Source organism: Paraburkholderia sp. BL9I2N2 (assembly GCF_004339745.1).
Taxonomy (GTDB): Bacteria; Pseudomonadota; Gammaproteobacteria; order Burkholderiales; family Burkholderiaceae; genus Paraburkholderia.
Genome location: NZ_SMGP01000001.1, coordinates 4,340,796 through 4,365,663, shown reverse-complemented (window position 1 = coordinate 4,365,663; position 24,868 = coordinate 4,340,796). Strand labels below are relative to the sequence as shown.

Genomic DNA, 24,868 nt, shown 5'->3' with positions numbered 1-24,868 from the left:
ACCTATGGGTGGCCGAGCGTCGACGCCATAGAAAAAGAGGCATGGCCGTGAAATGCGGCATGCCTCTTTTGCTTTGCCTCGACGGCCAGCGCTTCTACTCGGTGTGCATCCGCGACGGCGATGTCGTTCCGTTTTGCGCGACAGGCGCCGCCGATGACGCCGGCAGCGGCGCCGGCGCCGCCACATCGCCTGTTTCGCGATTCATCTGCGACACGTCCCAGCCGCCGCCCAGCGCCTTCACCAGACCCACCGACGACACCATCCGCTGTCCGGCGATGGTCTCCAGCTTCTGCTGGGCCGTGAAAGCGGTGGTCTGCGCCGTCAGCACGTTGACGTAGCCGACCGTGCCCGCCTTGTACTCGTTCGTGACGATGGCGAGCGCCTGAAGCGCCGAATCCACGGCTTGCTGCTGGACGACGATTTCCTGTGCAAGGATGCGCTGCGACGCGAGGTTGTCCTCGACGTCCTGGAACGCGGCCAGTACCGTTTGACGGTAGGTCGCGACATTGCCGTCGTAGGCAGCGCGCGCGGCGTCGGTCTGGGCCTGGCGCAGACCGGCGTCGAACAGCGTCGCGGCGAGTTGCGGGCCGAGCGTCCAGAAGCGCGACGGCGCGGTCAGCAATTGCGAGAACACCGAGTTTTCGAAGCCACCGGAAGCCGACAGCGTCAGCGACGGGAAGAATGCGGCGATGGCGACGCCGATCTGTTCGTTCGCCGCTGCTGCCTTGCGCTCCGCCGAAGCGATGTCTGGACGCCGTTCGAGCAATGCGGACGGCATCTGCGCCGGCACGGCGGGCGGCGTGGCGGTGAGCGGTATCGGCGGAATCGAGAAGGTCGAGGCCGGTTCGCCGACCAGAACGGCGATCGCGTGCTCGTCCTGAGCGCGCTGCACGCCGTTGTCGATCGCGGCAGCCTGCGCCGATTGCAATTGCGTTTGCGCCTGAATCACGTCGGAGCGTGCGGCAACGCCGGCTGCGTACTGGTTCTGCGTGAGTTGCAGCGAGCGCTGGTAGGCCGCGACGGTGTCGTCGAGCAGCTTCTGGGTCGAATCGAGCGAGCGCAGCGCGAAGTAGGTCTGGGCGAGTGTGGCCTGAGCCGACAGGCGTGCGTTGGCGAGGTCCGCCGCAGCGCTTTGCTGGCCGGCCTTCTGCGCGTTGACCGAGCGGCTGACCGAACCCCACAGATCCGGCTCCCAGCTTGCGTCGAGCTGCACGTTGAAACTGTTGCCGACGCCGGATCGGCTCGTCGCAGTGGTCGAGTTGCCGCCGGACGATGTCCCGTTGCCGGAGCGCGTTGCACCCGCCGACGCACCGATGGTCGGGAAATACGCCGCCCGCGCCTCGCCGACCAGCGCGCGCGCTTGCCGGTAGGCGGCGGCGAATTGAGCGACGGTCTGGTTTGCGGTGTTCAGCCGCTCTTCGAGCGCGTTGAGCTGCGGATCTTCGTAAATGGTCCACCAGTCGCCGCGATCCTGCTGATCGGCCGGTTGAGCGACTTTCCAGCCGGGCGCGGCTTCCTTGTACGACGCCGGGATTTCGGCGGCGGGCCGCTTGTAGTCGGGGCCGACTGCGCAGGCCGCCAGCAGACTGGCGAGGGCTGCGGCTACAGCAATAGTCAGGGCGCGAGGCGCAAGTGTCCGCGCGCGCGAGATTCGATCAGACTGCATGCAATGAATTCCTTCTGGACGCCGCGGCGCGGCCGATGGCGACACCGCCGGCCGGGCGAGATCTTGGTCTGCCGGAATGTTAACGTATGAGCCCGCTGGGCGCGGGAAACTGAAAGGGTAATGCGAGGAAGGAGGCAGGTGTGTTACTGAGGGTGTCGCGAAGGTTACGCGCTGTTACCGGCCAGGCCGTTACACCCGTGATTCCGTAGACTTGGCCTGGCGGGCCAGCCTACCGGCGGCGGCCCGGCACGGCGCATCGCCACGCGCCTGGCAGGCGCCGGCGGGGCCTACGTGCTTTTCCGCGCCGGCAGGAACAACAGCCGCGTTCACCGTAGGCACCGACGCGGCGACCAATTCCACTTTCGCCATCTTGACGCCCTTTTGTCCCCGCCGATGCTCGAACCACGCCAGCACCGCCACGCCGACCGATCCGCCAGGCAATACGAACAGCACGGCGAACAGCGCGAGTTTCCACCAGCGGTGCGGCCCTTGAAAGGTGCTGAGTGCGGAATCGGTCAGGGAGCGGCTCAGGCCGCCAAGCGTGTTTTTGAGGTACAGCATCGGGGAAATCCTTTTCGCACGGCGCGCTCGCGGCGTGCAGACAATCGGTCAGAACATGGTCTCGGGTGGCGCGGGTCGCGCGTAACTCGTTGCCTATAATAATATTGACTATGCAATTAAATTTCAAGATACTTCCTCCCACGCACGTCGGACGTGTTGTTTTTCTGCCGCTCGCACTACGCGAAATCAAGTTTGGCTTGTCTGCTTAGGCAGCTAAAATCCGTTCTGCCTGAGACGTTTCCGGATACACGATGACTGACGGCCCCTACAAGGCGGACGAGATTCACCTTGAATCGAGTCTTGGCTACTACCTGACGAAAGCTCGAAATGTGCTGGTCGAGCGGACGGACCGTGCGGTCAAACCATTGGGACTGACCACGCAGCAGATCGGCGTGATCCTGATGTTGTCGTCGCGGCGCGCGAGCACGCCGTTTGAGTTGTCGCGCGCCATGTCGTACGACAGCGGATCGATGACGCGACTGCTCGATCGCCTTGAAAAGAAAGGCTTTATCGTGCGCTCGCGCAGCGAGACCGATCGCCGGATGGTGAAACTCGAGTTGACGCCGCAGGGTCACGACGCCGCGCGGCAACTACCTGGTCTGGGCGCAACGGTGCTGAACGAGCAGTTGCGCGGGTTTTCGGCCGCCGACCACGCCACGTTGATCGACCTGCTCGGCCGTTTCATCGCGAACGGCATCGACGCGGGAGCAAGCGCGGGATGCGGATTGGGGCCGCAACAGGAATCGCTGGACGAATCACCCGAAGAGTCGCCGCGGGAACACGGCGAGGACTAACCAAGACGCTCTTTACAAGAGCGTCACTGTTTGAAGATATCTGTCTGGGCAGAGAGTGATCCGGCATGTAAGCACGCCATTTGGACCAGGCGATAAAGCTGTCGCGACAAGCTTTCCAGGTTGAGGAGAAGAAATATGGACGCCACGGCTTCCGCCGCTGCCCTACCCGCCGCCGAACCCGCTCCGCTCAAAGGCGGAGCCTTGGCCCTGCTCACGGTCGGGCTCGCACTCGGCACCTTCATGGAGGTGCTCGACACGTCGATTGCGAACGTCGCGGTGCCGACCATTTCCGGCAGCCTCGGCGTGGCGACCAGCCAGGGCACTTGGGTGATCTCGTCGTATTCGGTCGCCTCCGCGATCGCGGTGCCGCTGACGGGCTGGCTCGCGCGGCGGGTCGGCGAAGTGAAGCTGTTTACGCTGTCCGTGCTGCTCTTTACGATCGCCTCGGCGCTGTGCGGTTTCGCCCACAACTTCGAGTCGTTGATCGCGTTCCGGCTGGTGCAGGGGCTCGTTTCCGGGCCGATGGTCCCGCTCTCGCAGACCATTCTGATGCGCTCGTATCCGCCGGAAAAGCGCGGACTCGCGCTGGGCCTGTGGGCGATGACGGTGATTTGCGCGCCCATCTTCGGGCCCGTGATGGGCGGCTACATCACCGACAACTACACGTGGCCGTGGATCTTCTACATCAACGTGCCGATCGGACTGTTCTCGGCGGTGTGCGCGTTCCTGCTGCTGCGCGGCCGTGAGACGAAGACCACGAAACAGCGCATCGACGCGGTCGGCCTCACGCTGCTCGTGATCGGCGTGTCGTGCCTGCAGATGGTGCTCGACCTCGGCAAGGATCGCGACTGGTTCAATTCGACGTTTATCGTCACGCTGGCGGTGATCGCGGTGGTGTCGCTCGCCTTCATGCTGGTGTGGGAGATGACCGAGAAAGAGCCGGTGGTCGATCTCTCGCTGTTCAAGGATCGCAACTTCGCGCTTGGCGTGGTGATCGTCTCGTTCGGCTTCATGGCCTTCTTCGGCTCGGTGGTGATCTTTCCGCTGTGGCTGCAAACCGTGATGGGTTACACCGCCGGGCTGGCTGGTCTGGCGACCGCGCCGGTCGGTCTGCTAGCGCTGTTCTTGTCGCCGTTGATCGGCAAAAACATGCACCGGCTGAACCTGCGCGTGGTGGCGAGTTTTGCGTTCATCGTATTCGCGTTCGTCTCGTTCTGGAACTCCACCTTCACGCTCGACGTGCCGTTCAATCACGTGATCTGGCCACGGCTCGTGCAAGGCATTGGCGTCGCCTGCTTCTTTGTGCCGATGACCACCATTACGCTGTCCAGCGTGCCGGATGAGCGGCTGGCGAGTGCTTCCGGCCTGTCCAATTTTTTCCGGACCTTGTCAGGCGCGATCGGCACAGCGGTCAGTACGACATACTGGGAGAACGACACGATCTACCATCACGCGATGCTGACCGATTCGGTCAACGTTTACGCCGCGAACACGAATGCTTATACCAATGCGCTGGCCGGTATCGGCCTCTCCGGCGACGGCATCACCGCGCAGTTGAATCAGGTGGTGACCACGCAGGCTTACATGATGGCCACCAACGATTTCTTCCGCATTTCCTGCGCGGCGTTTCTCGTGCTCGCGGTGCTGGTCTGGATTACCAAGCCACGCAAGGGCGTTGGCCCTTCAATGGGGCATTGAAGTTCGACGATGCCTTTCAGCGGACGCGCGCCGACACGGTATTTTCCTTCGACTCTTCGCGCACGTCTTCAGCCGTTATTGCGTGACGGCTTCGCCATTCGTCGCCGGGATCGATTGACCCTGCATGGCATCTGGATGCGGGGTCGTGGGCGCGGCTTGCGGGGGTTTCGCGCCGCTTTGCGGCATGCCGGGCGCAGTGCCTCGCACGTATTGTTTGAAGTCGGCGCCGGCTTCCCATGGGTTCGGCTTGCAGCCCATCGAGCCGTCGCAATGCGCGGCAAAACCGATCGTTGCCGTGCCGTCCGGATTCGCGGCGCGCGTGATCTGATACGCCAACGCGCGCTTGCCGCCATCCGGGCCGACTGTCTGGATCAACGTGTCGGTCGAGGCATCGATCTTATACGTCGAATGGCCCGCCACCCACGCTTGCGCCCGTTGCCACCAGACATCGCATTGCGACTTGTTCGAGCACGTCAACGGCGTGGTCGCGATCTGCATGACGTCCGGATCGACCTGCCCTTGCGTCGAACATCCAGCCGCCGCTACGCACAGCATGGCCAACAGATTTTTTTTCATCACGTTGAATCCTCCCTCTGTGGTGCGCGTCATGTAAGTTTGGACCGTGGCGTCGGTACGGTGTTTCATCTGGATCAGAGAATCGTCAGAACGCGCGGAGAATTTGCCGATAGCGTTCGCGAGGCGGTCGCACATTGCGTAGACGTTACCGGCGCGAAATAAAAAAGCGGCCACGCTGGCCGCTCTTTCTTCACCTTGCCCGCAAGCGTTATTCAGACGCTAAACCGGTTCAGCGTGTACGCTCGATAGGCCGCAACGAACGCGTCGAACGAACCGACTTCTTCCTGTTCGAGTTTGGCCTGCTCAGCGAGCGATTGCGCAGCGAGATCGGTGAATGCCTTGGTCTGCTCCGCATCCAGCGGACGCGTGCGGAAATGCGCGGCGTGCGCTTCGCTTTGTTCGAGGCCGAAGGCGAGGAAGCTCTGCTGCTTCTCGCGCATGGTCTGCAGCACGCGCGCCGACGGCGTCAGCGATGCATCCGCCAGCTTCGTGCGTTGAACCGCGACGGCGCGTGCATGCGCGTCGCCGCCATGCAATGCGTCGAGCGTAGCCGCAGCCGCGTCGATCTTGACGAGCAGTTCGTTCGCCCATTCCGTCATCGCAACCGGACGGCCGTCGCGTGTCAGTTCGAGGCCCGGCTTGCGTCCTTCCATCGTGACACGGCCGAAATTCTGGTTGGCTTCGGCGTAAGCGTCGGGCGGCAACGGCGCGCTGTCGTCGAGCGCGCAGACCAGCAGGTAGGCGTCGAGAAAGCGCGACGTCTCGAGCGAAATACCAGTCGGCTCGAACGGATCGATGTCCATGCAACGCACTTCCACGTATTGCACACCGCGCGCGGCCAGCGCGTGCAGCGGACGTTCGCCGGGATACGTGACGCGCTTCGGACGGATCGTCGAGTAGAACTCGTTTTCGATCTGCAGCACGTTCGTGTTGATCTGCACCCACTCGCCGTCGCGCTGCGTGCCGATTGCCTCGTACGCGGGATACGGCTGGCTCACGGCCTTCGCAAGCGCGTCGAGGTAGCCCGGCAGCGTGTCGTAGTCGGCGTGCAGCGCGGCTTGCGCGGTGGTGTTCGAATAGCCGAGGTCGCTCATGCGCAGACTGGTCGCGTACGGACGATAGAGCGTGTCGGCGTCGAACGTGTCGAGCGTGTGTTTGCGATCGCGGAGGAAACGACGATCCAGCGCCGGCGAAGCGCCGAACAGATACATCAGCAGCCAGTTGGTGCGGCGGAAATTGCGGATCAGCGCGAGATAGCGATCGGACTGGAAGTCGACGGCATTCGCGGTGGATTGCTGGTCCGCGTGCAACAGCCGCCACACTTCTTCGTTCAGCGAATAGTTGTAGTGAATGCCCGCGATGCACTGCATCGTGCGGCCGTACCGAAGCGCGAGGCCGATGCGGTACACGTACTTCAGCTTGCCGATGTTCGAGCTGCCGTAGTTCGCGATCGGAATGCCGTCGTCCGTGTCGGGCAGCAGGCCCGGCATGGAGTTGTTCCACAGGATCTCGTCGCCGAGTTCCGCGTAGACAAAACGGTGGAGCGTGTCGAGCTTCTCGAGCGTGAGCGCGACGTCCTGCTCAGCCGGCGTGATCAGTTCGAGCAACGCTTCGGAATAATCCGTGGTGAGCGATGGATGCGTAAGCGCCGAACCGAGTGCGCGCGGATGCGGCGTCAAGGCGAGCTTGCCCTCGTGCGTCACGCGCAGGCTTTCCTTTTCGATGCCGCGCAGGCCGCGTATCAGCGCGTCGCGCTGCGGGCCTGAGGTCAGCACGGACAGGCGGTGCGAGAACGCGTCGGTCGTGCGGGAAGGTGTCGTGTTTGGCATTGATGCGAGTCGGGCGTTGTCGGCCGCCATGTGCCGCAGCACTGCGGTTGACAACGTTCGGCGGAATTTTCAGTAGCGGGCACTTTAACATCTCGCCAGAACGGCTGCTTGAGGCCGCCTCGGCGGCTCATCGGAGCACTCCGGGCCGCCTCTTTCCTGGGCCAATCCGCCTGCCTTTTGCGCCAATTCGTCGGCCGCGCGCCACATCACTCTGCCCGTCACGCGGCTCGCGCGCGAAACGCTTTTCTTCCCAGGAGGCGCCTGCCTTCAGCCGCCACGCGCGGCGCCCACGCGGTCCGCTACTTCATTCCACAGATGCATCGCGGCGTACGCGCGCCACGGCCGCCATGCGTCGGTGCGGGTGCGTTGCTGCGTGGGCCGCACGAGCGACGGATCGCGCGCGCAGATCGACTGCATCAGCACGAGATCCCATGCGGGCCACGCGTCGGCATCGCGCCACGCGCGCATGGCGACATACTCGACGGTCCACGGACCGATGCCGGGCAGCGCGAGCAGCGCGGCGCGCAGGCTGTCGGCGTCGGCCGTGTTGCTGTCGAGCGGCACGTCGCCGGTAGCGACCGCGTGCGCGAAGCCCTGCAACGCCGCTACACGTTTACCCGGCATGCCGATTTGCGCGAGATCCACGGCGGCCAACGCGGCGGGCGTCGGAAAGCGCCAAGCGGTGTTCTCATGCGGATGCCCCTCGATGCGCTCCCCGGCGCGCTGCACGAGTCTGCCGATGATAGTGGTCGCCGCCTTCACGCTGACCTGCTGCCCGACGATCGCGCGGACCACCAACTCGAAGCCCGACCACGCGCCCGGCACACGCAGGCCGGGCACGGCTTCGACCAGCGGCGCGAGCCACGGGTCCGTGGCGAGTTCGGGGCCGATCTTCTTTGGATCGGCCTGCAGGTCGAACATCTTGGCAATCGGCGCGACGAGCGCGTCGGCGTAAGTGCTCACGGGCCCTTCGATGCTGGCGACGAGGCAGCGCTTGCGCGGATGCAGACGCACGCTCAGCGTGCCGCTGTCGCCGGCCCAATCGATCGCGCGACGGTACGCGCCGTCTTCCACCGCTTCGACGCCGGGCGTCGCGCGTCCGCCGAAGAAACGCAGCAGGCGCGGCCAGTCGAAGGGTGGTTTGAACGGCAATTCAAGGGTAGCAACTTCGTCAAGCGTACTCACGCGGCGTGGTCCAGTTTGGTGGTGGTTTCGGTGTCGTTGCCGACGTCTGTATGGGCGCGCTGGTTGCGTTCGCCTTTGCCGCGCGAAAAGTCGCCGGCGTGCTGCGCCTCGTTGTCCAGCAGCGCGGCTTTGCGCGGCAAACCCCAACGATAGCCTGCCAGCGCTCCGCCCTTGGCCACCACTCGATGACAAGGAATCGCCAACGCGACCGGATTGGTCGCGCATGCGCTGGCCACCGCGCGTACGGCGCGTGGCGAGCCGACTGTTTCGGCGATCTCCGAATAGCTGCGCGTCTCGCCGTACGGGATGCGCCGTAACGCGTCCCACACACGCTGCCGGAATGCCGTCGCGGCGATATCCAGCGGTAGATCGAAGTCCTGACGGGTGCCGCGCAGATAGGCGTCGATCTGCGCGATGAACGGCGCCAGGTGTTCGGTATCTTCCAACAGGTCGGCGTTGGCGAATTCGCCGCGCAGGTCGTCGGCGAGCATGGCTTTGTCGTCGCCGAAACCGATCTTGCAGATGCCCTTCTCCGTCGCCGCGACCAGCACGTAGCCGAGCGGCGTCGGCGCGCTGGCATAGCGCACGGTGAGTCCGGCGCCCTTGCGGCGGTACGCGGACGGCGCCATGCCGAGTTCGGCCGAGGCGCTGTCGTACATGCGCGACGGCGAGCCGAAGCCGGCGTCGAGCGTGGCACGGGTGACGTCCGAGCCACTCTGGAGTGCGTCGCGCAACGCGGCGCCCCGTTGCGCGGCCTGATATTGGCGCGGCGACACACCCACCACCCGCTTGAACAGACGTTGCAGATGGAACGGGCTGACGTGCACGGCGTCACTCAATTGCGCGAGCGTGAGGCGCTCTTGCGGGTCGGCGTCCAGCGCGGCACACGCACGATTGACGATTTCCAGCACGCGCGGCAGGCCGCCGGGCTGGCAGCGCTTGCAATCGCGAAAGCCCGCAGCGCGCGCGGCAGCGGCATCGGTGAAAAAAGCGACGTTCTCGCGGCGCGGCAGGCGCGAGGCGCACGACGGGCGGCAGAACACGCCGGTCGTTTTGACGCCGTAGAAGAACGCGCCGTCGGCTTGCGATTCGCGATGCGTGACGGCTTCCCAGCGCGCATCGTCGGAAGTCCAGTCGGTGGCGCCGGAGGCGGTATCGGTAGGTTTGCGGTTCATGATGGTCCCGAAGAGACGGTGTCGATGCTCACCAATGTAGGCCGCATGCCGACACACTACGCCCCGGTTCTTGCTCTGTCATTGCGCTTCTTCGTAGGCTCGAAGCCCCGCCAGGCATCCGTTTTGAGGAAAACTGCGACAATTTGGCACGATATCGGGTTTTCCCTTAAAAAGTTATTGCGTCGCACCAGGTGCATGTGTATATTAGTACTTGTCTCCTCCATGTCTCCTCCTGATATGGATTCAGCCCGCTCCACATAGAGCGGGCTTTTTTTCGTCCATACGGGTCTGATCCGTCCCTCAAGACCGGTTTCACGACGCCGCACTCGCAGCGCCGCCCTTTCTTCTACACTGGCATTTCACCCGTTCTGCGAGCGAGCCAAGGGGCGTTCCACATGAAAATCCATATTCGCGAGATCGATCACGTTGTCATTCGGGCGACCAACGTCGAGGCCATGGCGCGTTTCTACTGCGACGTGCTCGGCTGCAGTGTCGAGAAAGAGCAACGCGATCTGGGCCTGACACAGTTGCGCGCGGGGCGCTCGCTGATCGACCTGTTGCAGGTCGGCGGCCGGCTCGACCATGCCGAAAACGGCGCGCCGGGCACGGGGCGGAATATGGATCACGTGTGTTTGCGCATCGATCCGTTCGACGCTGAAGCGCTCAAGGCGCATCTGGCCGAACACGGCGCGCGGCTGGGTGAACTCGGTCTGCGCTACGGCGCGGACGGCTACGGACAGTCGCTGTATCTGTTCGACCCGGAAGGCAACATGGTCGAACTCAAGGGGCCACCGGAAGCGGCTCGCGTGACGTCGCTCTAAGCGTTTGAAGCGGCAGGCGTCAGGCGTTGGCGGGCGCCTTCAACACCGTCCATTCGATTTTCACCGCATCGGCTTCGGCGCTGCCGAGCCATGCTTCGCCGTCCTGCACGGTGCATTGCAGCCGCATGGTCCGCTCGGCCAGCGAGCCGAGGGCGGTGGCGACGTCTTCGCCGAGCGTCCACACCGTCACGTTGCGCATGCGTTCCACCTTGTTGCGCACGCCCTGCCACCAGATATCCGACGTGCGGCCGCCGTAGGCGATCACGATCACCTCGTTCGAGCGACCGCTCGCCTTGGCGATGCGCCGTTCATCCGGCTGGCCGACTTCGATCCACGTTTCGATCGCGCCGGTCAGATCCTTTTGCCAGAGGTCCGGTTCGTCCACGTCCGACAAACCTTTGCAGAATTCAAGGCGTTCCTGCGCGAACAGCGCGAACGCGGCGACGCGGACCATCATCCGTTCGTCGGTTTCAGAGGGATGGCGGGCGATCGTCAGCGAATGGTCGGCATAGTAGTGCCGGTCCATGTTGGCGATCTGCAGTTCCGCCTTGTAAATCGTCGATTTGAGAGCCATGCCGTTGCTAAACCAGGCGCTCGCTCCACCGGAGCGAACTGAAAAAGAGTCGTCGACGGCGCGTTGCCGTTTTCCGTGTTTGTTGTACATCTTCTGTTCCTCCCGCGCCGCCAGCCGGCTGTCATGACTACGGGAGAAGCATTTATCGCGCCACTGTCGGTTCGAAAGCGGTGCCGTAGACCTCGCCAGCGGCTTCCCGCAAGGCTTCGAGCACGACCGAGGCCGCCGGCGAAAGCAGGTGCGACTGGCGCGTGATGATACCGAATGTATCCATCCTGCACGGCAAATCGATCGGTAATCGCTTCAGAACGCCATACTGTTGGTATTGACGCGCCACTTCGTCGGGTAAAACCGCCAACATGTCGCTTTGGAGCAGCAAGCTCGAAATCGCCAGAAAATTGTTGGTGTTGACCACGTTTTGCGGCGGATTCAGCCCGATTTGCGAAAACATCAGATCGAAGCGATGGCGCAAAACGCTGCCCGGCGGATGCAAAACCCAGCTGGCGTTGACAATTGCACGCAATGTCAAGCCTGTCTCATTTTCGAGATGATGGCCGGGACGCGCCACCACGCACAGCGGTTCGTCGGCGAGCGGTTCGTAGCGGACTTCGGTCTTGAACTGGTTTTGCCGCTCCAACACGCGGCCGATCATGATGTCCCAACTCGCCTTCCGCCAGCCGCGGCAGCATCACATCGGAGGTTTCGACCTCTGCCCAGATTTGCAGTTGCGGATAGCGTTCTTTCACGCTGGCGATCGCGCGCGGCACCATGGTCGCCGCGGCCGCCGCGATCACGCCGATCCGCACCTGCCCCGCCAGACCGGCGCGCAATGCCGAAATCTCGTCGTGTGCATGACTCAGATTCGACAGCACCATGCGCGCATGACGGATCATGACCTCGCCGTACAACGTGGCGTGCATGCCGTGCGGCGTGCGGTCGAACAGGCTCACTTCCAGCATGTCCTCGAGCTCTTTGAGCAGACGCGACGCGGCGGGCTGGGTCATGCCGAGCACGTCGGCGGCCCGCCGGACGTTGCCCTCCTCTTCCATGGCTGCGAGCAGCAGCAACTGCCGCGTCTTGAGCCGCGCCCGCACGAACCAGTTCGAGTAGCTACGCGTCATGGCTTGTCTCCAACCTGTTTTCTGTCGACCAGAGCGGGCGCTTTAGCGCCTTACTCTGGTCCCACGCAAGATGCTTGCTGATGAGGCGGCTCGAAGCCACGAACCGCGCACTCTGCCAAGGCGAGGCTCCATCATGCCATATCGAAATTGATATCGGGATAGCCTAAAAAGGGATTGGAAAGTTATTGGGGCGGCTCATACCATTCGTGGACTTTCTGAGCTTCCCCACGTGGCGCCTTTCCGTCGATGAACCGCGATCCGCTCGTCCCACTCGTTGCAAGTCCGTTCCGCCACTACATCAATGGCGGATGGGAGACGGGCGCGACCACGGGCGTCTCGCTCAATCCGTCGGACCTGGACGACCCGGTCGGCGACTATGTGCGAGCCGACGTGCGGCAGACGGACATGGCGATCGAAGCGGCGCACGCGGCTTTCCGCGAGTGGTCGCTGGGTTCGGCGCAGCGTCGCGCGGATGCACTCGACGCCATCGGCAGCGAGATACTCGCGCGCCGCGACGAACTCGGCCGGCTGCTGGCGCGTGAAGTCGGCAACACGCTGCCTGAGGCCTTGGTCGAGGCGACGCGTGCCGGACAGATCTTCAAGTTGTTCGCGGCCGAAGCCTTGCATGCTTTCGCCGAACCCGTCGCGTCGGCGCGTGCCGGCGTCGAGATCGACGTGACGCGCGAACCGCTCGGCGTGGTCGGCATCATCGCGCCGTGGAGCGCGCCGCTGGCGATTGCCGCGGCGAAGATCGGCGCCGCGCTCGCACACGGCAACTGCGTCGTGTTCAAGCCGGCAGAATCGGTGCCGGCTTGCGCGGCGGCGCTGGCCTCGATCATCAGCCGCGCCGGTTTGCCCGCGGGCGTGTTCAATCTCGTGATGGGCAGCGGCCGGCAAGTTGGTGCGCGGATCGTCGCGCATCCGTTGACGGCGGCGATCAGCTTCACCGGCTCGGCGAAAACCGGCACACGCGTGCTGCAAGCCGCTGCCGCCCGCCAGGCGCGAGTGCAGCTAGAGATGGGCGGCAAGAATCCGTTCGTGGTTCTGGCCGACGCCGATCTCGACGGCGCCGTCGAGGCCGCCTTGATCGGCGCCTATGGCTCGACGGGCCAACGCAGCACCGCGGCTGCGCGGCTGATCGTCGAACGCGCGGTGTTCGAGCCGTTCGTGGAAGCATTGCAGGCGAAGCTCGCCAAGCTCTCGATCGATCACGCCTTGAAGCACGGCACGGACATGGGTCCCGTGGCCAACGCCGCGCAGTTGGAGCGCAATCTCGACTACGTGCGCATCGGTCAACAGGAAGGCGCGCAACTGCTGCACGGCGGCCGGCAACTGGAGCGCGCGACGCGCGGCTACTTTTTCGAACCGGCGCTCTTCATCGGCGAATCCGAACATCGTGTCGCGCGGGAGGAAATTTTCGGCCCGCTCGCCGTCGTGCTGCGCGCGGACGACTACGACCACGCGCTGCATCTCGCGAACGACACCGCATACGGTCTGTGCGCCGGCGTCTGCACGCGCTCGCTCAATCGCGCGCGGCATTTTCGCCGTCATGTGCACAGCGGCCTGGTGACGATCAATCTGCCGACCACTGCCGTCGAGCATCACGCGCCCGGCGGCGGCCGTAAGGCGTCGGCCTACGGCGCCGCGGACGCCGCCTTCTGGACCGCCGTGAAAACGGCGTACGTGGCGGGCTGATGGTGATGAAACCGCTTCACTTTACCGCGCACCTTAACGCTCATCCGCGTCCCGGCTGACGCCGCCGTGCATCACCCGCTGCAACTAAACGAAATCAATGCAGCCTTTCAACTTCAGGAGACAGATATGACCAGCAAGCTTCGCCGTTTGACGCTATCCGCGATGGCGGCCGCCGCCCTCGCCGCGCCCTTTGCCGCGCAACTTTCCGCGCACGCGGATCAGCCGCTCAAAGTCGGCTTCCTCGTGAAGATGCCGGAACAGGCATGGTTCATCAACGAACAGAAAGCCGCGAGCGCGCTCGGCCAGAAGGACGGCTTTGCGGTGGTGAACATCGGCACGCCGGACGGTGAAAAAGTGCTGGCCGCGATCGACAATCTCGGTGCACAAGGTGCCAAAGGCTTTGTGATCTGCGCACCGGACGTGCGTCTCGGACCGGCGATCCAGGCGCGGGCGAAGCGCTACAACATGAAGTTCGTCACCGTCGATGATCAACTGGTCGACTCCACCGGCAAGCCGCTGCCGAACGTGCCGCATCTGGGCATGTCCGCGTTCAAGATCGGCAATCAGGTCGGCACCGCGATCGCTGAAGAGATGAAACGCCGCGGCTGGAAGCCGGAAGAAGTCGGCGCGCTGCGCATTACGAATTACGAATTGCCGACCGCGAAACTGCGCACCGATGGCGCGACGCAATCGCTCATTGCCGGTGGCTTCAAGAAGGAAAACATTTTCGACGCCCCGCAAAAGACGACGGATGACGAAGGCGGTTTCAACGCGTCGTCGCCGGTACTCGCGCAGCATCCGAACATCAAGAAGTGGGTGATCTTCGCGCTGAACGAGGAAAGCGTGCTGGGCGGCGTACGCGCGACCGAGCAATTACATATTCCGGCCGCGGACGTGATCGGTGTCGGCATCAACGGCGCGGGCGAAGCGTTCGCCGAATTCCAGAAGAAAGAACCGACGGGCTTCTACGGCACGATCGCCGTGAGCTCGACGATGCACGGCAAGGAAAGCACGGAGAACCTCGTCGAGTGGATCAAGGACGGCAAGCAGCCGCCCGCCGATACGCAGACCACCGGCAAGCTGATGGTGCGCGGCAACTGGCAGGACGTGCGTAAAGAACTCGGTATTTAAGCGCGATTCGAGTTTGCACGTTGCGGGCTGTCTCTCGCTCACGCGGGAGCGGCCCGCACAGGTTGTTCACCAGCTTGAGGTTTTTCGATGACGTCTTCACACACCGAGTCCCCCACCGCTGAAGCGGCGCCCTCGCCTGCGCTCGCGTCCACCGAGCCGTATCTGCGGCTCGACGGCATCACCGTGCGCTTTCCCGGCGTGCTCGCGCTCGACCAGGTGTCGCTCGAAGTGCGGCGCGGTGAAGTGCACGGCTTGATGGGCGAAAACGGCGCCGGCAAATCGACGCTGCTCAAGGTGTTGTCCGGCGTGAATCAACCCGCGGCGGGCACCTTGTCGCTCGATGGCGTCGAACAGCAGTTCACCACGACGAAGGCCGCGATCGCCGCCGGCGTGGCGATCATCTATCAGGAATTGCATCTGGTGCCGGAACTGACGGTCGCGGAAAACCTGATGCTCGGCGCCCTGCCGAATCGTTTCGGCATACTGGACGAAAAAGCGCTGGTAGCGCGCGCCGTGCGCGAGCTGGAACGGCTCGGCGAAAAGATCGATCCGTCGCAGCAAGTGAAGAATCTTTCGATCGGCCAGCGGCAAATGATCGAAATCGGCAAGGCGCTGATGCGCGATGCACGCGTGATCGCGTTTGACGAACCGACCAGCTCACTGTCGTCGCGTGAGACGACGCAACTGTTCCGGATCATTCGCGCGTTGAAGGCCGAGGGTCGCGCGATCATCTACGTCACGCATCGAATGGATGAAGTCTACGAGCTGTGCGATCGCGTGACCGTGTTTCGCGACGGCCGCCGCATCGATACGTTCGAAGCAGGTGAAGGACTCGATCGCGATCGCTTGATCAGTTGCATGGTGGGCCGTTCGATCGCCGACGTGTACGGCTATCGCTCGCGCGATCTCGGCGACGTGCAACTCGACGTCAAGGAATTGATGGGGCGCGGCCTGCGCGAACCGGCTTCATTCGCGGCGCGCAAAGGCGAGATCGTCGGCTTCTTTGGACTCGTCGGCGCGGGTCGCTCCGAGTTGATGAAGCTCATCTACGGCGCGGTCAAACCGGCTTCCGGCGAGATCACGCTCAAAGGCGAGCGCGTGCACTTTGCCACACCGCGCGACGCCGTGCGCGCGGGCGTGGCGCTGTGTCCCGAAGATCGCAAGCAGGAAGGCATTGTCTCGATCGCCTCCGTATCGGACAACCTCAACATCAGTTGCCGCCGCCATTTCAGCCGCTTCAATGTGCTCAACGGCCGCAAGGAAGCGCAGACCGCCAAAGAGTTCATCGGCAAGCTCGCGATCAAGACGCGCAATGGCGAAACGCCGATCGGCACACTCTCCGGCGGCAATCAGCAGAAGGTGATTCTGTCGCGCTGGCTTGCCGAAGACATCGACGTGTTCCTGATGGACGAACCCACGCGCGGCATCGACGTCGGCGCGCGCAGCGAGATTTATGGGTTGCTGTACGGGCTCGCCGAAGCGGGCCGCACGGTGATCGTCGTGTCGAGCGATCTGGCCGAAGTGATCGGCGTGGCGGATCGCGTGATCGTGATGAAGGAAGGCCGCATCGTCGGCGATCTGCCCAAGGCGCAGGCCACGCCGGATGCGCTGATCAAGCTCGCCCTGCCCCGCTGACGCCGCCGCACATCCTCGACACCACGAAGGCAATTGAATCGAATCGCGCCATTGAAACGGAATACAAACCATGCATACACCCTCAACCGATTCCTCGACCCCAGCCGTCGCCTCAGCGGGCCTGAGCGCGCGTGCCGCGCGTACCTGGGACCTGATCAACAAGTCCGGCATCGTGATGGTGTTCGTGATTCTGTTCGCGGTTTTGTCGTTCACCGTGCCGGATTTTTTAAGCTCGCGAAACATCCAGGGCTTGCTGCTCTCCGTCACGCTGATCGGTTCGATCTCGGTGACGATGATGTTCGTTCTCGCGCTCGGCGAAGTGGATTTGTCGGTGGCGTCGATCGTCGCGTTCGCGGGTGTGGTGGCGTCCACGCTGATCACTGCGACGCATAGCGTGATGCTCGGCGTCGCGGCCGGCGTGCTCGCGGGTGGCGCGGTCGGACTCGTCAACGGCGTGCTGGTCGCGCGCTACAAGATCAACTCGCTGATCGTCACGCTCGCCATGATGGAAGTCGTGCGCGGCCTCGCCTACATCACGTCGAACGGCGACGCCGTGATGATCTCCGAAGAGCGTTTCTTCGACCTCGGCGGCGGCGCGTTCCTCGGCATTTCGTATCCGATCTGGAGCAACATCGTCGGCTTCGTGCTGTTCGGATTTCTGCTGAAGAAAACGGTGTTCGGCAAGAACGTGCTGGCCGTCGGCGGCAATAGCGAGGCGGCGTTGCTGGCCGGCTTGCCGGTGACGCGCATCAAGATCACAGTGTTCGTATTGCAGGGCCTCGTCACCGGGTTTGCAGGCGTGATGCTTGCGTCACGTATGAGCCTGGGTGACCCGAAGACTTCTGTCGGCCTCGAACTCGGTGTGATCTCGGCGTGCGTGCTCGGCGGCGTCTCGCTTACGGGCGGCGTCGCGACGATTTCCGGCGTGCTGGTCGGCGTGCTGATCATGGGCTCGGTGCAGGACGCCATGAGCCTGCTGAACGTGCCGACCTTCTACCAATACCTCATTCGCGGCGGGATCCTGCTGCTGGCGGTGCTGTTCGATCAGTTCCGCCGCAGCAAACGCGTGCACTGACGCGCGCCCCCGCCCCATGTTTGCCAACAGGAGATTTCATGGCTGATTCGAATCAGACTAAAAAGCCGCTGCGCAGCCAGGCGTGGTTCGGCCTCAAGGACCGCGACGGTTTTCTGCATCGCTCGTGGATGAAAAACCAGGGTATTCCGCACGACGAATTCGACGGACGTCCGGTGATCGGCATCTGCAATACGTGGTCAGAATTGACGCCGTGCAACGCGCATTTTCGCGAGCTGGCGGAATACGTGAAGAAAGGCGTGCATGAAGCGGGCGGCTTGCCGCTCGAGTTTCCGGTGATGTCGTTGGGCGAGACCAATTTGCGGCCTACGGCGATGCTGTTTCGCAACCTGGCCTCGATGGATGTCGAAGAGTCGATTCGCGGCAATCCGATGGACGGCGTGATTCTGCTTGTGGGTTGCGACAAGACCACGCCCGCGCTGCTGATGGGCGCGGCGTCGTGCAATCTGCCGGCGCTGGCCGTGTCCGGCGGACCGATGCTCAATGGCCGGTTTCGCGGCAAGAACATCGGCTCGGGAACAGGTGTCTGGCAGATGTCCGAGGAGGTGCGCGCCGGCACGATGACGCAGGAAGAGTTCACCGAAGCCGAGTCGTGCATGAACCGCTCGCGCGGTCACTGCATGACGATGGGCACGGCGTCGACGATGGCCTCGATGGTCGAATCGCTCGGCATGGGCTTGCCGCACAACGCGGCGATTCCCGCGGTCGATGCGCGCCGTCAGGTGCTCGCGCATCTCGCGGGCCGGCGCATCGTCGATATGGTTCGCGAGGATCTGACGATGGACAAGATCCTGACGCGCCAGGCATTCGAAAACGCGATTCGCACGAATGCGGCGATCGGCGGGTCGACCAATGCGGTCGTTCATCTGATCGCGCTGGCCAAGCGGATTGGCGTGGAGTTGTCGCTAGAAGATTGGGAACTGGGTTCGAACGTGCCGTGTCTCGTGAACCTGCAACCGTCCGGTGAATATCTGATGGAGGACTTTTACTACGCGGGCGGTTTGCCGGCGGTGTTGAAGCAACTCGGCGAACAGGGGCTCTTGCATAAAGAAGCGCTGACCGTGAACGGTAAGACCCTCTGGGACAATGTGCGCAACGCGCCGAATCACGACGAGAAAGTCATCACCACGTTCGCCGAGCCGTTCAAGCCGAAGGCCGGCATCGCGGTGCTCAAGGGCAACCTGGCGCCGAATGGCGCAGTGATCAAGCCGTCGGCGGCCACCGCGGCGTTGCTCAAACATCGCGGTCGAGCGGTAGTGTTCGAGAACATCGAGGAACTGCACGCGAAGATCGACGACGAGTCGCTCGATATCGACGAGCATTGCATCATGGTGCTCAAGGGCGCGGGGCCGAAGGGTTATCCGGGCTTCGCGGAAGTCGGCAATATGCCGCTGCCGAAAAAAGTGCTGCAAAAGGGCATTACGGACATGGTCCGCATTTCCGACGGCCGCATGAGCGGGACGGCGTACGGCGCGGTGGTGCTGCACGTGTCGCCGGAAGCGGCAGCAGGCGGGCCGCTCGCGTTCGTGCAGACCGGCGACATGATCGAACTCGATGTCGAAGCGCGCCGCCTGCATCTCGACGTCACCGACGAGGAACTCGCGCGCCGGCGCGCCGCATGGCAGGCGCCCGAGGCGCCCAAACGCGGCTACTACAAGCTCTATGTCGAACATGTGCTGCAAGCGGATCAGGGCGCGGATCTGGACTTCCTGGTTGGATCGAGCGGCGCTCCGGTGCCGCGCGATTCGCATTGATCGGCTCGTAGTGAGCTAACGGTTGTTCCCTGCGCTTTGCGAGAAGGCGTACTGCCGATGCGGATTCAGACAATCCGCATCGGCTTTTTTCTGTCCGTGTCAAAGCGAAGCTAACGCGCGCAAATAAAAACGGCCAAGCATTTTCATGCCCAGCCGATTTTTAACCCACAGGTTCACCCCCTCCGACTTATTAAGTCAGAGGACGGGGCGCACAGGCGCGCAAAATCACATTCCGGCGTTTTCGCCGGAATGTCAGGGTCCAGCTTATTGCTTGATGAATCGATCGTTTGCCCAAAGGCCTTGCGTATCGCTATTACCCGAATTCACGAATTCGACGTCGTGACCGACCACGCGGACGACGCGGAAACTCGAGTTTTCCGGTGTCGAAACGCATTGATATCCGGAGAAGAACTCCTGCATCTTTTGCTGTTCACCGGCTTGCGCATGCTGGTCGGCGGCGTCGAGTTTATCCTTCGACAGGCAACCATAGGCATTAGCCTTGAACTGGATGGTTTGCTGCGGCTTGATCATGACGTCTTGCGCCTGAACAGTGGCGGCAGCCAATCCCGCAATGGCGAAAACAAGGGCGACTCGCATTTTCATATTTTCCTCCGGTGCGGGTGGATACTCAGGTTAGCTATGTATTTAACTTTAAGATTGAACCCGCATCTTGCACTTTAGGAGAATGCGAGAGAACGACAAGCACATCTTGTGTGCGGTCGCAACAGCGGCGAATTGTCGCACCGTCCATCGCACCTGCTTAATCGTTGAGCAATGGGTTAATTAGTCGTGATTGAAACGGATAACTAAAAGACGAGCAGGGCACGCCGCTTTAACCAGCAAAGCTTTGCGACGCGTGTTCGCGTAAACGAGGGGCGACAATTAAGTGATTTGCTACATTTAATCGACATACTTGGTGCATTGCACACAAAGTCATTCAACCGACTAAACCGAAATCACGAAATAACGGTGTGTTTGCAGAAGATAAATGGTGCCAGGTGTGAGGAGCGCTGCACACAGGGTCTGCCAAACGGCAGTCCTATGCGCATTCGCGGGGGTCAATCGACGTGTCGATTGGCCTCGAAGAACTCGGACTGGAACATGCACATCCGCAAGGCGTTGTGATAGCTGCCATTGCCGAAAAATTCCTCGATCAGCTCGGCCTCGTGCCTGAAGCCGCACTTTTCGTAGACGTGGATTGCCGCCGTATTCGACTTGTCGACGATCAGATAGACCTTGCGCAGGTTCAGCACTGAAAACGCATAGTCCGTCGCGAGCTGGGTGGCGAGGGTTGCGTAGCCGCGGCCTTGCGCATGCGGCGCGATGATGATCTGAAACTCACCCCGTCGATGGATATAGTCCAGTTCGATCAGTTCGACCACGCCGACGGTCTGCCCCTCGTTGTCGATCGCCACGAAGCGCCGCTCGCGCAGGTCGTGCACGTGCTGGTCGTAAAGCTGGGTGAGTTCCGAGAAGGTTTCGTACGGCTCCTCGAACCAGTAACGCATGATTTTCGCGTTGTTGTTCACTTCATGGACGAAGCGCAGATCGGTGCGCTCGAGCGGGCGCAGGGTGAGTTCGCTGCTACGTTCGGTCGTCATTGGATTCCCCTTGAGAATTATTGGTTTGGATGCGCGCGTTCGCTGCAGGCTCACGCGCTTTCCAGTTAGTCAGGGCGCGGTGCGGGGAGTTCTTGCAAGCTCTCGCGCCCGCACGGCGCTTTCTTGCGATAAACCAGGCGGCAGGCGGGTCCGGCGAGTAAAGGGCGTCGCGTTGTCGCAGGCCTGTGTTCGGCTCGATCGTGGCGATTGTGAGGCGCGCGGCACGGTACGGGTACGCGCGGTGCTCTACAATGAAATCATGCTCCTGCAATCGGAGGCCACCGTGATCGAGAACTTGATATTGGGCGTCTTTCTGGTCATTCCGCTGCTGATCGTCGCATTTCTTTTCTCCGACGAATTGTGGCAGGAACACCGGCACCTGCACGACATGCGTCCGATGCCCGTGAAACCGCGCCGCATCGACTGGCGGCATCCGCTGCGCCGCTCGCGGCATCGTCTGTGACACGTTTACGTTTGCCAGCGGATTGCCTCTCCTGCGTGCTGCACTGCACGAATCGACCAACATGGCGGCCGATTGAGCAGGGGATTCGTGTGCAAGGGTGTTTGGTGGTCGTCTGCTAAAAGCATTGCCGCCGTGTGCCGACGCCGCATCACGGCCGACACCGTACCATCGCCAGGAAATGAAACCCGCCGCGTGCGGGCTTTTTACCGCGCGCCGTAAGCGCAGCGGTCAGGCCACGCGCAAGCGCGCCAATAAAAAAGCCTGCCGTTTCGGGCAGGCCAAAAGAGATCCACACTCAATGCCTTGTAGGTACAAGGCAAGTACCAGTCTAGCCGCGCGGCACGCACCGCTGGTTTCAGCGGCTTTTACACTTATTACGGCGCATGACGGAGCACAGAACCGCGCCACGCGCCGCGTCAGTCGGCACGCCAATGCGAGCGAATGCGTTTGGCGAGCGCTTCGAGCGTGTCCGCGTCGGCGACATCGCGCGCATGCATGCGCAGCGGCTGGCCTTCCCAGCGCGGGATCACGTGAAAATGCACATGCGGCACCGTTTGTCCCGCAGCGGCGCCATTGAATTGGCCAATGAACACGCCGTCCGGCCGCAACGCGGCGCGCACCGCAATCGCGAGCTTCTGGGTCATGCGCATGCACGCCACCGTCGAAGCATCCGACAATTCAAAAATCTCCGCGGCGGCTTCCTTCGGCACCACCAGCAGATGGCCGTCCGCTTGCGGCATGAGGTCCATGAAGGCGAGGGCGGCATCGGTTTCGGCCACCTTGATGCAGGGTAGTTCGCCACGCAGAATCCTTGCGAAGGGATTGCTGTCGTCGTAGTTCATCGCGTTCCTCTCATGGTGGAAGGTCATATCGGGTAAAGCGCTGTTGCCGATATTGTCCATCACATGTGTTACATCACGCGCGCCGCGCGTTTGATCGCTTGCGGCGGCTGACCGTACGCGCGCAGAAAGGCGCGCCGCATCCGTTCGGTATCGACGAAACCGGTTTCCGCGGCCACCGCCTCCATGGAATGGCGGCCCGCTTCCAGCATGGCGCGCGCGGCTTCGACGCGCAATGCCTCGATGGCTTTGGCCGGCGATTGACGGGTTTCGTCGCGAAACGCGCGGCTGAACTGGCGCGGGCTGAGATGCGCGACGTCGGCGAGCTGTTCGACCGTCAACGGCTCGCGCAGATGACTCTTGGCGTAAGAGAGCGCGTTCTGGATGCGGTCGGATTTCGGCTCCAGGTCCAGCATGGCCGAGAACTGCGACTGGCCGCCGGTGCGGCGGTGATACACCACGAGCTTCTTGGCGATCGCGCGCGACACCTCCACGCCGAGATCGTTTTCAACGAGCGCCAGACACAGATCGATGCACGCCGTCATGCCGGCCGACGTCCACACCGACCCGTCGATGATAAAGATGCGGTCCTCGTCCACGCGCGTTTGCGGAAAGCGCCGCTGCAGATCGCGAGCGTGAATCCAATGGGTCGTGGCGTGGCGGCCGTCGAGAATCCCGGCCTCGGCCAGCACGAACGCGCCGGTGCAGATGCTGGCGGTGCGTCGCGACGCGGCGAGCGCCTCGTTCAGAAACGCCAGCAATCCCGGCGACGACGGCGCGATCTGCATCGCGCCAGTGACCACCACAGTGTCATACGCCGGATCGTCGAACGGGCGGGTGGCGATCTCCACGCCCGCCGAGCTGCGCACCATGCCGCCATGCTCGGAAATTACCTCCACGTCGTACTCAGGCTGGCCGGCCTCCAGGTTGGCCAGCTCGAAGATCGAGACCGCGACCATATCGAGGATCTGGAAGCCGGGAAAAACCACCACGCCGACGTGTCTCATTGCGATGTCCTAAAACGAGGTAAATACGACATTTGAGACAACAGGCTACGCGCCTAGACTTGCCTCGTCAACACCGCAATACCGCAAACAACGGCGCGGTGGCGGAGGTTTTCCGGTTTTCCCATTCATTCATCGGACAGGGCACAGGCGCGAGGCGCCACGCCCGCAAGGAGAGATTCAAATGGCAACGCAAGCAGGCAAAGGAACGGCATTGGTGACGGGCGCATCGTCGGGGATCGGCGCAGTGTATGCGGACCGCCTTGCGCGGCGCGGCTACGACCTGATTCTGGTGGCGCGCGACGTCGAGCGGCTGAACAGTCTGGCCGATCGTCTGAAGACGGAAACCGGCCGCCATGTCGAGACGATCGGCGCGGACCTCACCGTCAAAGCCGACGTGCGCCGCATCGAAGAACGGCTGCGCGCGGACCGTGGCATCACGATGCTGGTCAACAACGCGGGCGTCGGCGCGACCGCCTCGCTGATCGACTCGAACGTGGACGAGCTCGAAAAAATGATCGCCCTGAACGTGACCGCGCTCACGCGTCTGACGGCAGCGGTCGTGCCGGGCCTGGTGGAGCGGGGCAACGGCATCGTGATCAATATTTCGTCGATCGTGGCGCTGTCGCCGGAAACGTTGAACGGCACTTACAGCGGCACCAAGGCCTACGTGCTCAACCTGACGCAGTCGCTGCATCACGAAGTGGGCGGCAAGGGTGTGCAGTTGCAGGCGGTTTTGCCGGGCGCGACCAGCACCGCATTCTGGGACCGCGCGGGCCTCGCGGTCGAACATCTGCCGCAACAGATCGTGATGACCGCCGAAGACATGGTGGACGCCGCGCTCGCCGGCCTCGACCACGGCGAACTGGTGACGATTCCGTCGTTGCCGGACGCGGCGGACTGGGAGCGCTTCAACAGCGCACGTCAGCAGCTGCAGCCGAACCTGTCGCACAAGCTGCCGGCCGCACGCTACACGAGCGGCGCCGCCACGGCATAAAGCTGAGCGGGCGGAAAGCCTTAGCGCCAGTCAGTCGACACGTCGTCGGGATCGACCAGCGTCAATCCCGACGACGGCAGCGGCAGCGCCGTCTTGTAACGCACCTGCTTGAGCGCAAAGCTCGAGCGAATATTGGAGATGCCCGGAATCTTCGTCAGATGATCGACGATGAAGCGCTCCAGCGTCTGCATATCCGGCATCACCACGCGCAGCAGATAGTCGGCGTCGCCCGTCATCAGGTAGCACTCCATCACCTCGGGACGCTCCGAGATCGCCTGTTCGAAGCGCAGCAGCGCGTCTTCCACCTGCTTTTCCAGACTCACCTGAATGAACACGTTGATGCGCAGCCCGAGCGGCTCCGGGTTCAGCAACGTGACCTGCTGCTTGAACAGACCGAGCTTTTCGAGCGCCCGCACGCGGTTGAAGCACGGCGTGGGCGACAGGTTCACCGAGCGCGCCAGATCCGCATTGGTGATGCGCGCGTTCTGCTGCAACTGGCTCAGGATGCCGATGTCGATGCGGTCGAGCCGCCTGGGTGGCGTGGTCATAGATGAAATATTCCATCGTAATGGCGAAATTCGGAATAAATAGCCTATCGCAGCGCGGGATCACAAGCAAATGAGACGCTCATTTTGTGGGCACATGGTTACCATTGA

Annotated in this window: 22 protein-coding genes and 1 pseudogene; 10 read left to right on the top strand and 13 right to left on the bottom strand. The window is 62.8% G+C overall.

The genetic code is table 11. From position 1 onward, the window contains the following. Nucleotides 1-94: 94 nt before the first annotated feature. Both B0G74_RS19915 and B0G74_RS19910 read right to left on the bottom strand, forming a co-directional pair. Nucleotides 95-1,666: an efflux transporter outer membrane subunit gene (locus B0G74_RS19915; RefSeq protein ID WP_132376490.1), complete on the bottom strand. Its 1,572-nt coding sequence runs from the start codon at nt 1,664-1,666 to the stop codon at nt 95-97. A gap of 189 nt (nt 1,667-1,855) precedes the next feature. Continuing rightward, nucleotides 1,856-2,227 (bottom strand): hypothetical protein, encoded by a 372-nt coding sequence (locus B0G74_RS19910; RefSeq protein ID WP_132376489.1) that lies wholly within the window; start codon nt 2,225-2,227, stop codon nt 1,856-1,858. A 251-nt stretch (nt 2,228-2,478) separates the two neighbouring features. Between B0G74_RS19910 and B0G74_RS19905 the strand changes: the two genes are divergently transcribed. Both B0G74_RS19905 and B0G74_RS19900 read left to right on the top strand, forming a co-directional pair. Further along, on the top strand, nt 2,479-3,021 hold the full coding sequence (locus B0G74_RS19905; protein WP_132376488.1) for a MarR family transcriptional regulator: 543 nt from the start codon (nt 2,479-2,481) through the stop codon (nt 3,019-3,021). Nucleotides 3,022-3,156: 135 nt separating this feature from the next. Continuing rightward, nucleotides 3,157-4,719, top strand: coding sequence for a DHA2 family efflux MFS transporter permease subunit (locus B0G74_RS19900; protein ID WP_132376487.1), 1,563 nt, complete (start codon nt 3,157-3,159; stop codon nt 4,717-4,719). A gap of 75 nt (nt 4,720-4,794) precedes the next feature. Here B0G74_RS19900 and B0G74_RS19895 read toward each other — a convergent pair whose 3' ends face one another. From B0G74_RS19895 to ada, 4 genes are all read right to left on the bottom strand, one after another. Further along, on the bottom strand, nt 4,795-5,295 hold the full coding sequence (locus B0G74_RS19895; RefSeq protein ID WP_207915665.1) for a hypothetical protein: 501 nt from the start codon (nt 5,293-5,295) through the stop codon (nt 4,795-4,797). A 212-nt stretch (nt 5,296-5,507) separates the two neighbouring features. Continuing rightward, nucleotides 5,508-7,124: a glutamate--cysteine ligase gene (gshA, locus tag B0G74_RS19890; RefSeq protein ID WP_132376485.1), complete on the bottom strand. Its 1,617-nt coding sequence runs from the start codon at nt 7,122-7,124 to the stop codon at nt 5,508-5,510. A gap of 267 nt (nt 7,125-7,391) precedes the next feature. Beyond that, nucleotides 7,392-8,309: an AlkA N-terminal domain-containing protein gene (locus B0G74_RS19885; protein ID WP_132376484.1), complete on the bottom strand. Its 918-nt coding sequence runs from the start codon at nt 8,307-8,309 to the stop codon at nt 7,392-7,394. Beyond that, the gene (ada, locus tag B0G74_RS19880; RefSeq protein ID WP_132376483.1) at nt 8,306-9,484 is read right to left on the bottom strand and encodes a bifunctional DNA-binding transcriptional regulator/O6-methylguanine-DNA methyltransferase Ada; all 1,179 of its coding nucleotides are present in this window, start codon (nt 9,482-9,484) and stop codon (nt 8,306-8,308) included. The genes B0G74_RS19885 and ada overlap by 4 nt, the downstream gene beginning before the upstream one ends. A gap of 395 nt (nt 9,485-9,879) precedes the next feature. Between ada and B0G74_RS19875 the strand changes: the two genes are divergently transcribed. Beyond that, nucleotides 9,880-10,305 carry a VOC family protein gene (locus B0G74_RS19875; RefSeq protein ID WP_132376482.1) on the top strand — a complete coding sequence of 142 codons (426 nt, stop codon included), beginning with the start codon at nt 9,880-9,882 and terminating at the stop codon, nt 10,303-10,305. A 19-nt stretch (nt 10,306-10,324) separates the two neighbouring features. On the opposite strand, the gene B0G74_RS19870 is transcribed toward B0G74_RS19875, so the two are convergent. Both B0G74_RS19870 and B0G74_RS19865 read right to left on the bottom strand, forming a co-directional pair. Beyond that, a complete protein-coding gene (locus B0G74_RS19870; RefSeq protein ID WP_132376481.1) occupies nt 10,325-10,879 on the bottom strand; it encodes a YaeQ family protein in 555 nt (184 codons plus the stop codon). Nucleotides 10,880-11,021: 142 nt separating this feature from the next. Continuing rightward, a pseudogene (locus B0G74_RS19865) lies at nt 11,022-12,000 on the bottom strand (LysR family transcriptional regulator). 246 nt (nt 12,001-12,246) lie between these two features. On the opposite strand from B0G74_RS19865, the gene B0G74_RS19860 reads away from it, so the two are divergent. The 5 genes from B0G74_RS19860 to B0G74_RS19840 all read left to right on the top strand — a co-directional run bounded on the left by B0G74_RS19860 (nt 12,247) and on the right by B0G74_RS19840 (nt 19,308). Beyond that, complete coding sequence (locus B0G74_RS19860; RefSeq protein ID WP_132376480.1) at nt 12,247-13,695, top strand: aldehyde dehydrogenase family protein; 1,449 nt, start codon at nt 12,247-12,249, stop codon at nt 13,693-13,695. A 126-nt stretch (nt 13,696-13,821) separates the two neighbouring features. Beyond that, nucleotides 13,822-14,826: an arabinose ABC transporter substrate-binding protein gene (locus B0G74_RS19855; protein ID WP_132376479.1), complete on the top strand. Its 1,005-nt coding sequence runs from the start codon at nt 13,822-13,824 to the stop codon at nt 14,824-14,826. Between the two features lie 87 nt (nt 14,827-14,913). Continuing rightward, complete coding sequence (gene araG / locus B0G74_RS19850) at nt 14,914-16,461, top strand: L-arabinose ABC transporter ATP-binding protein AraG (RefSeq protein ID WP_132376478.1); 1,548 nt, start codon at nt 14,914-14,916, stop codon at nt 16,459-16,461. A 70-nt stretch (nt 16,462-16,531) separates the two neighbouring features. Beyond that, nucleotides 16,532-17,536, top strand: coding sequence for an L-arabinose ABC transporter permease AraH (gene araH / locus B0G74_RS19845; protein ID WP_132376477.1), 1,005 nt, complete (start codon nt 16,532-16,534; stop codon nt 17,534-17,536). Between the two features lie 38 nt (nt 17,537-17,574). Continuing rightward, nucleotides 17,575-19,308: an IlvD/Edd family dehydratase gene (locus tag B0G74_RS19840; protein ID WP_132376476.1), complete on the top strand. Its 1,734-nt coding sequence runs from the start codon at nt 17,575-17,577 to the stop codon at nt 19,306-19,308. 264 nt (nt 19,309-19,572) lie between these two features. Here B0G74_RS19840 and B0G74_RS19835 read toward each other — a convergent pair whose 3' ends face one another. Together B0G74_RS19835 and speG are read right to left on the bottom strand one after the other, a co-directional pair. Continuing rightward, nucleotides 19,573-19,911, bottom strand: a complete 339-nt coding sequence (locus B0G74_RS19835) for a hypothetical protein (RefSeq protein ID WP_132376475.1) — start codon at nt 19,909-19,911, stop codon at nt 19,573-19,575. 455 nt (nt 19,912-20,366) lie between these two features. After that, nucleotides 20,367-20,909 carry a spermidine N1-acetyltransferase gene (speG, locus tag B0G74_RS19830; RefSeq protein ID WP_132376474.1) on the bottom strand — a complete coding sequence of 181 codons (543 nt, stop codon included), beginning with the start codon at nt 20,907-20,909 and terminating at the stop codon, nt 20,367-20,369. A gap of 10 nt (nt 20,910-20,919) precedes the next feature. Between speG and B0G74_RS46715 the strand changes: the two genes are divergently transcribed. Next, a complete protein-coding gene (locus B0G74_RS46715; RefSeq protein ID WP_243658233.1) occupies nt 20,920-21,372 on the top strand; it encodes a hypothetical protein in 453 nt (150 codons plus the stop codon). Nucleotides 21,373-21,788: 416 nt separating this feature from the next. Here the strand turns inward: B0G74_RS46715 and B0G74_RS19820 are convergent, their stop codons facing one another. Together B0G74_RS19820 and B0G74_RS19815 are read right to left on the bottom strand one after the other, a co-directional pair. Continuing rightward, nucleotides 21,789-22,214: an HIT family protein gene (locus B0G74_RS19820; protein WP_106284957.1), complete on the bottom strand. Its 426-nt coding sequence runs from the start codon at nt 22,212-22,214 to the stop codon at nt 21,789-21,791. Between the two features lie 68 nt (nt 22,215-22,282). Next, nucleotides 22,283-23,218, bottom strand: a complete 936-nt coding sequence (locus B0G74_RS19815) for a GlxA family transcriptional regulator (protein WP_132376473.1) — start codon at nt 23,216-23,218, stop codon at nt 22,283-22,285. A gap of 181 nt (nt 23,219-23,399) precedes the next feature. On the opposite strand from B0G74_RS19815, the gene B0G74_RS19810 reads away from it, so the two are divergent. Then, nucleotides 23,400-24,212 carry an SDR family oxidoreductase gene (locus B0G74_RS19810; RefSeq protein WP_132376472.1) on the top strand — a complete coding sequence of 271 codons (813 nt, stop codon included), beginning with the start codon at nt 23,400-23,402 and terminating at the stop codon, nt 24,210-24,212. 20 nt (nt 24,213-24,232) lie between these two features. Here the strand turns inward: B0G74_RS19810 and B0G74_RS19805 are convergent, their stop codons facing one another. After that, complete coding sequence (locus B0G74_RS19805) at nt 24,233-24,760, bottom strand: Lrp/AsnC family transcriptional regulator (protein ID WP_132376471.1); 528 nt, start codon at nt 24,758-24,760, stop codon at nt 24,233-24,235. Nucleotides 24,761-24,868 lie beyond the last annotated feature (108 nt).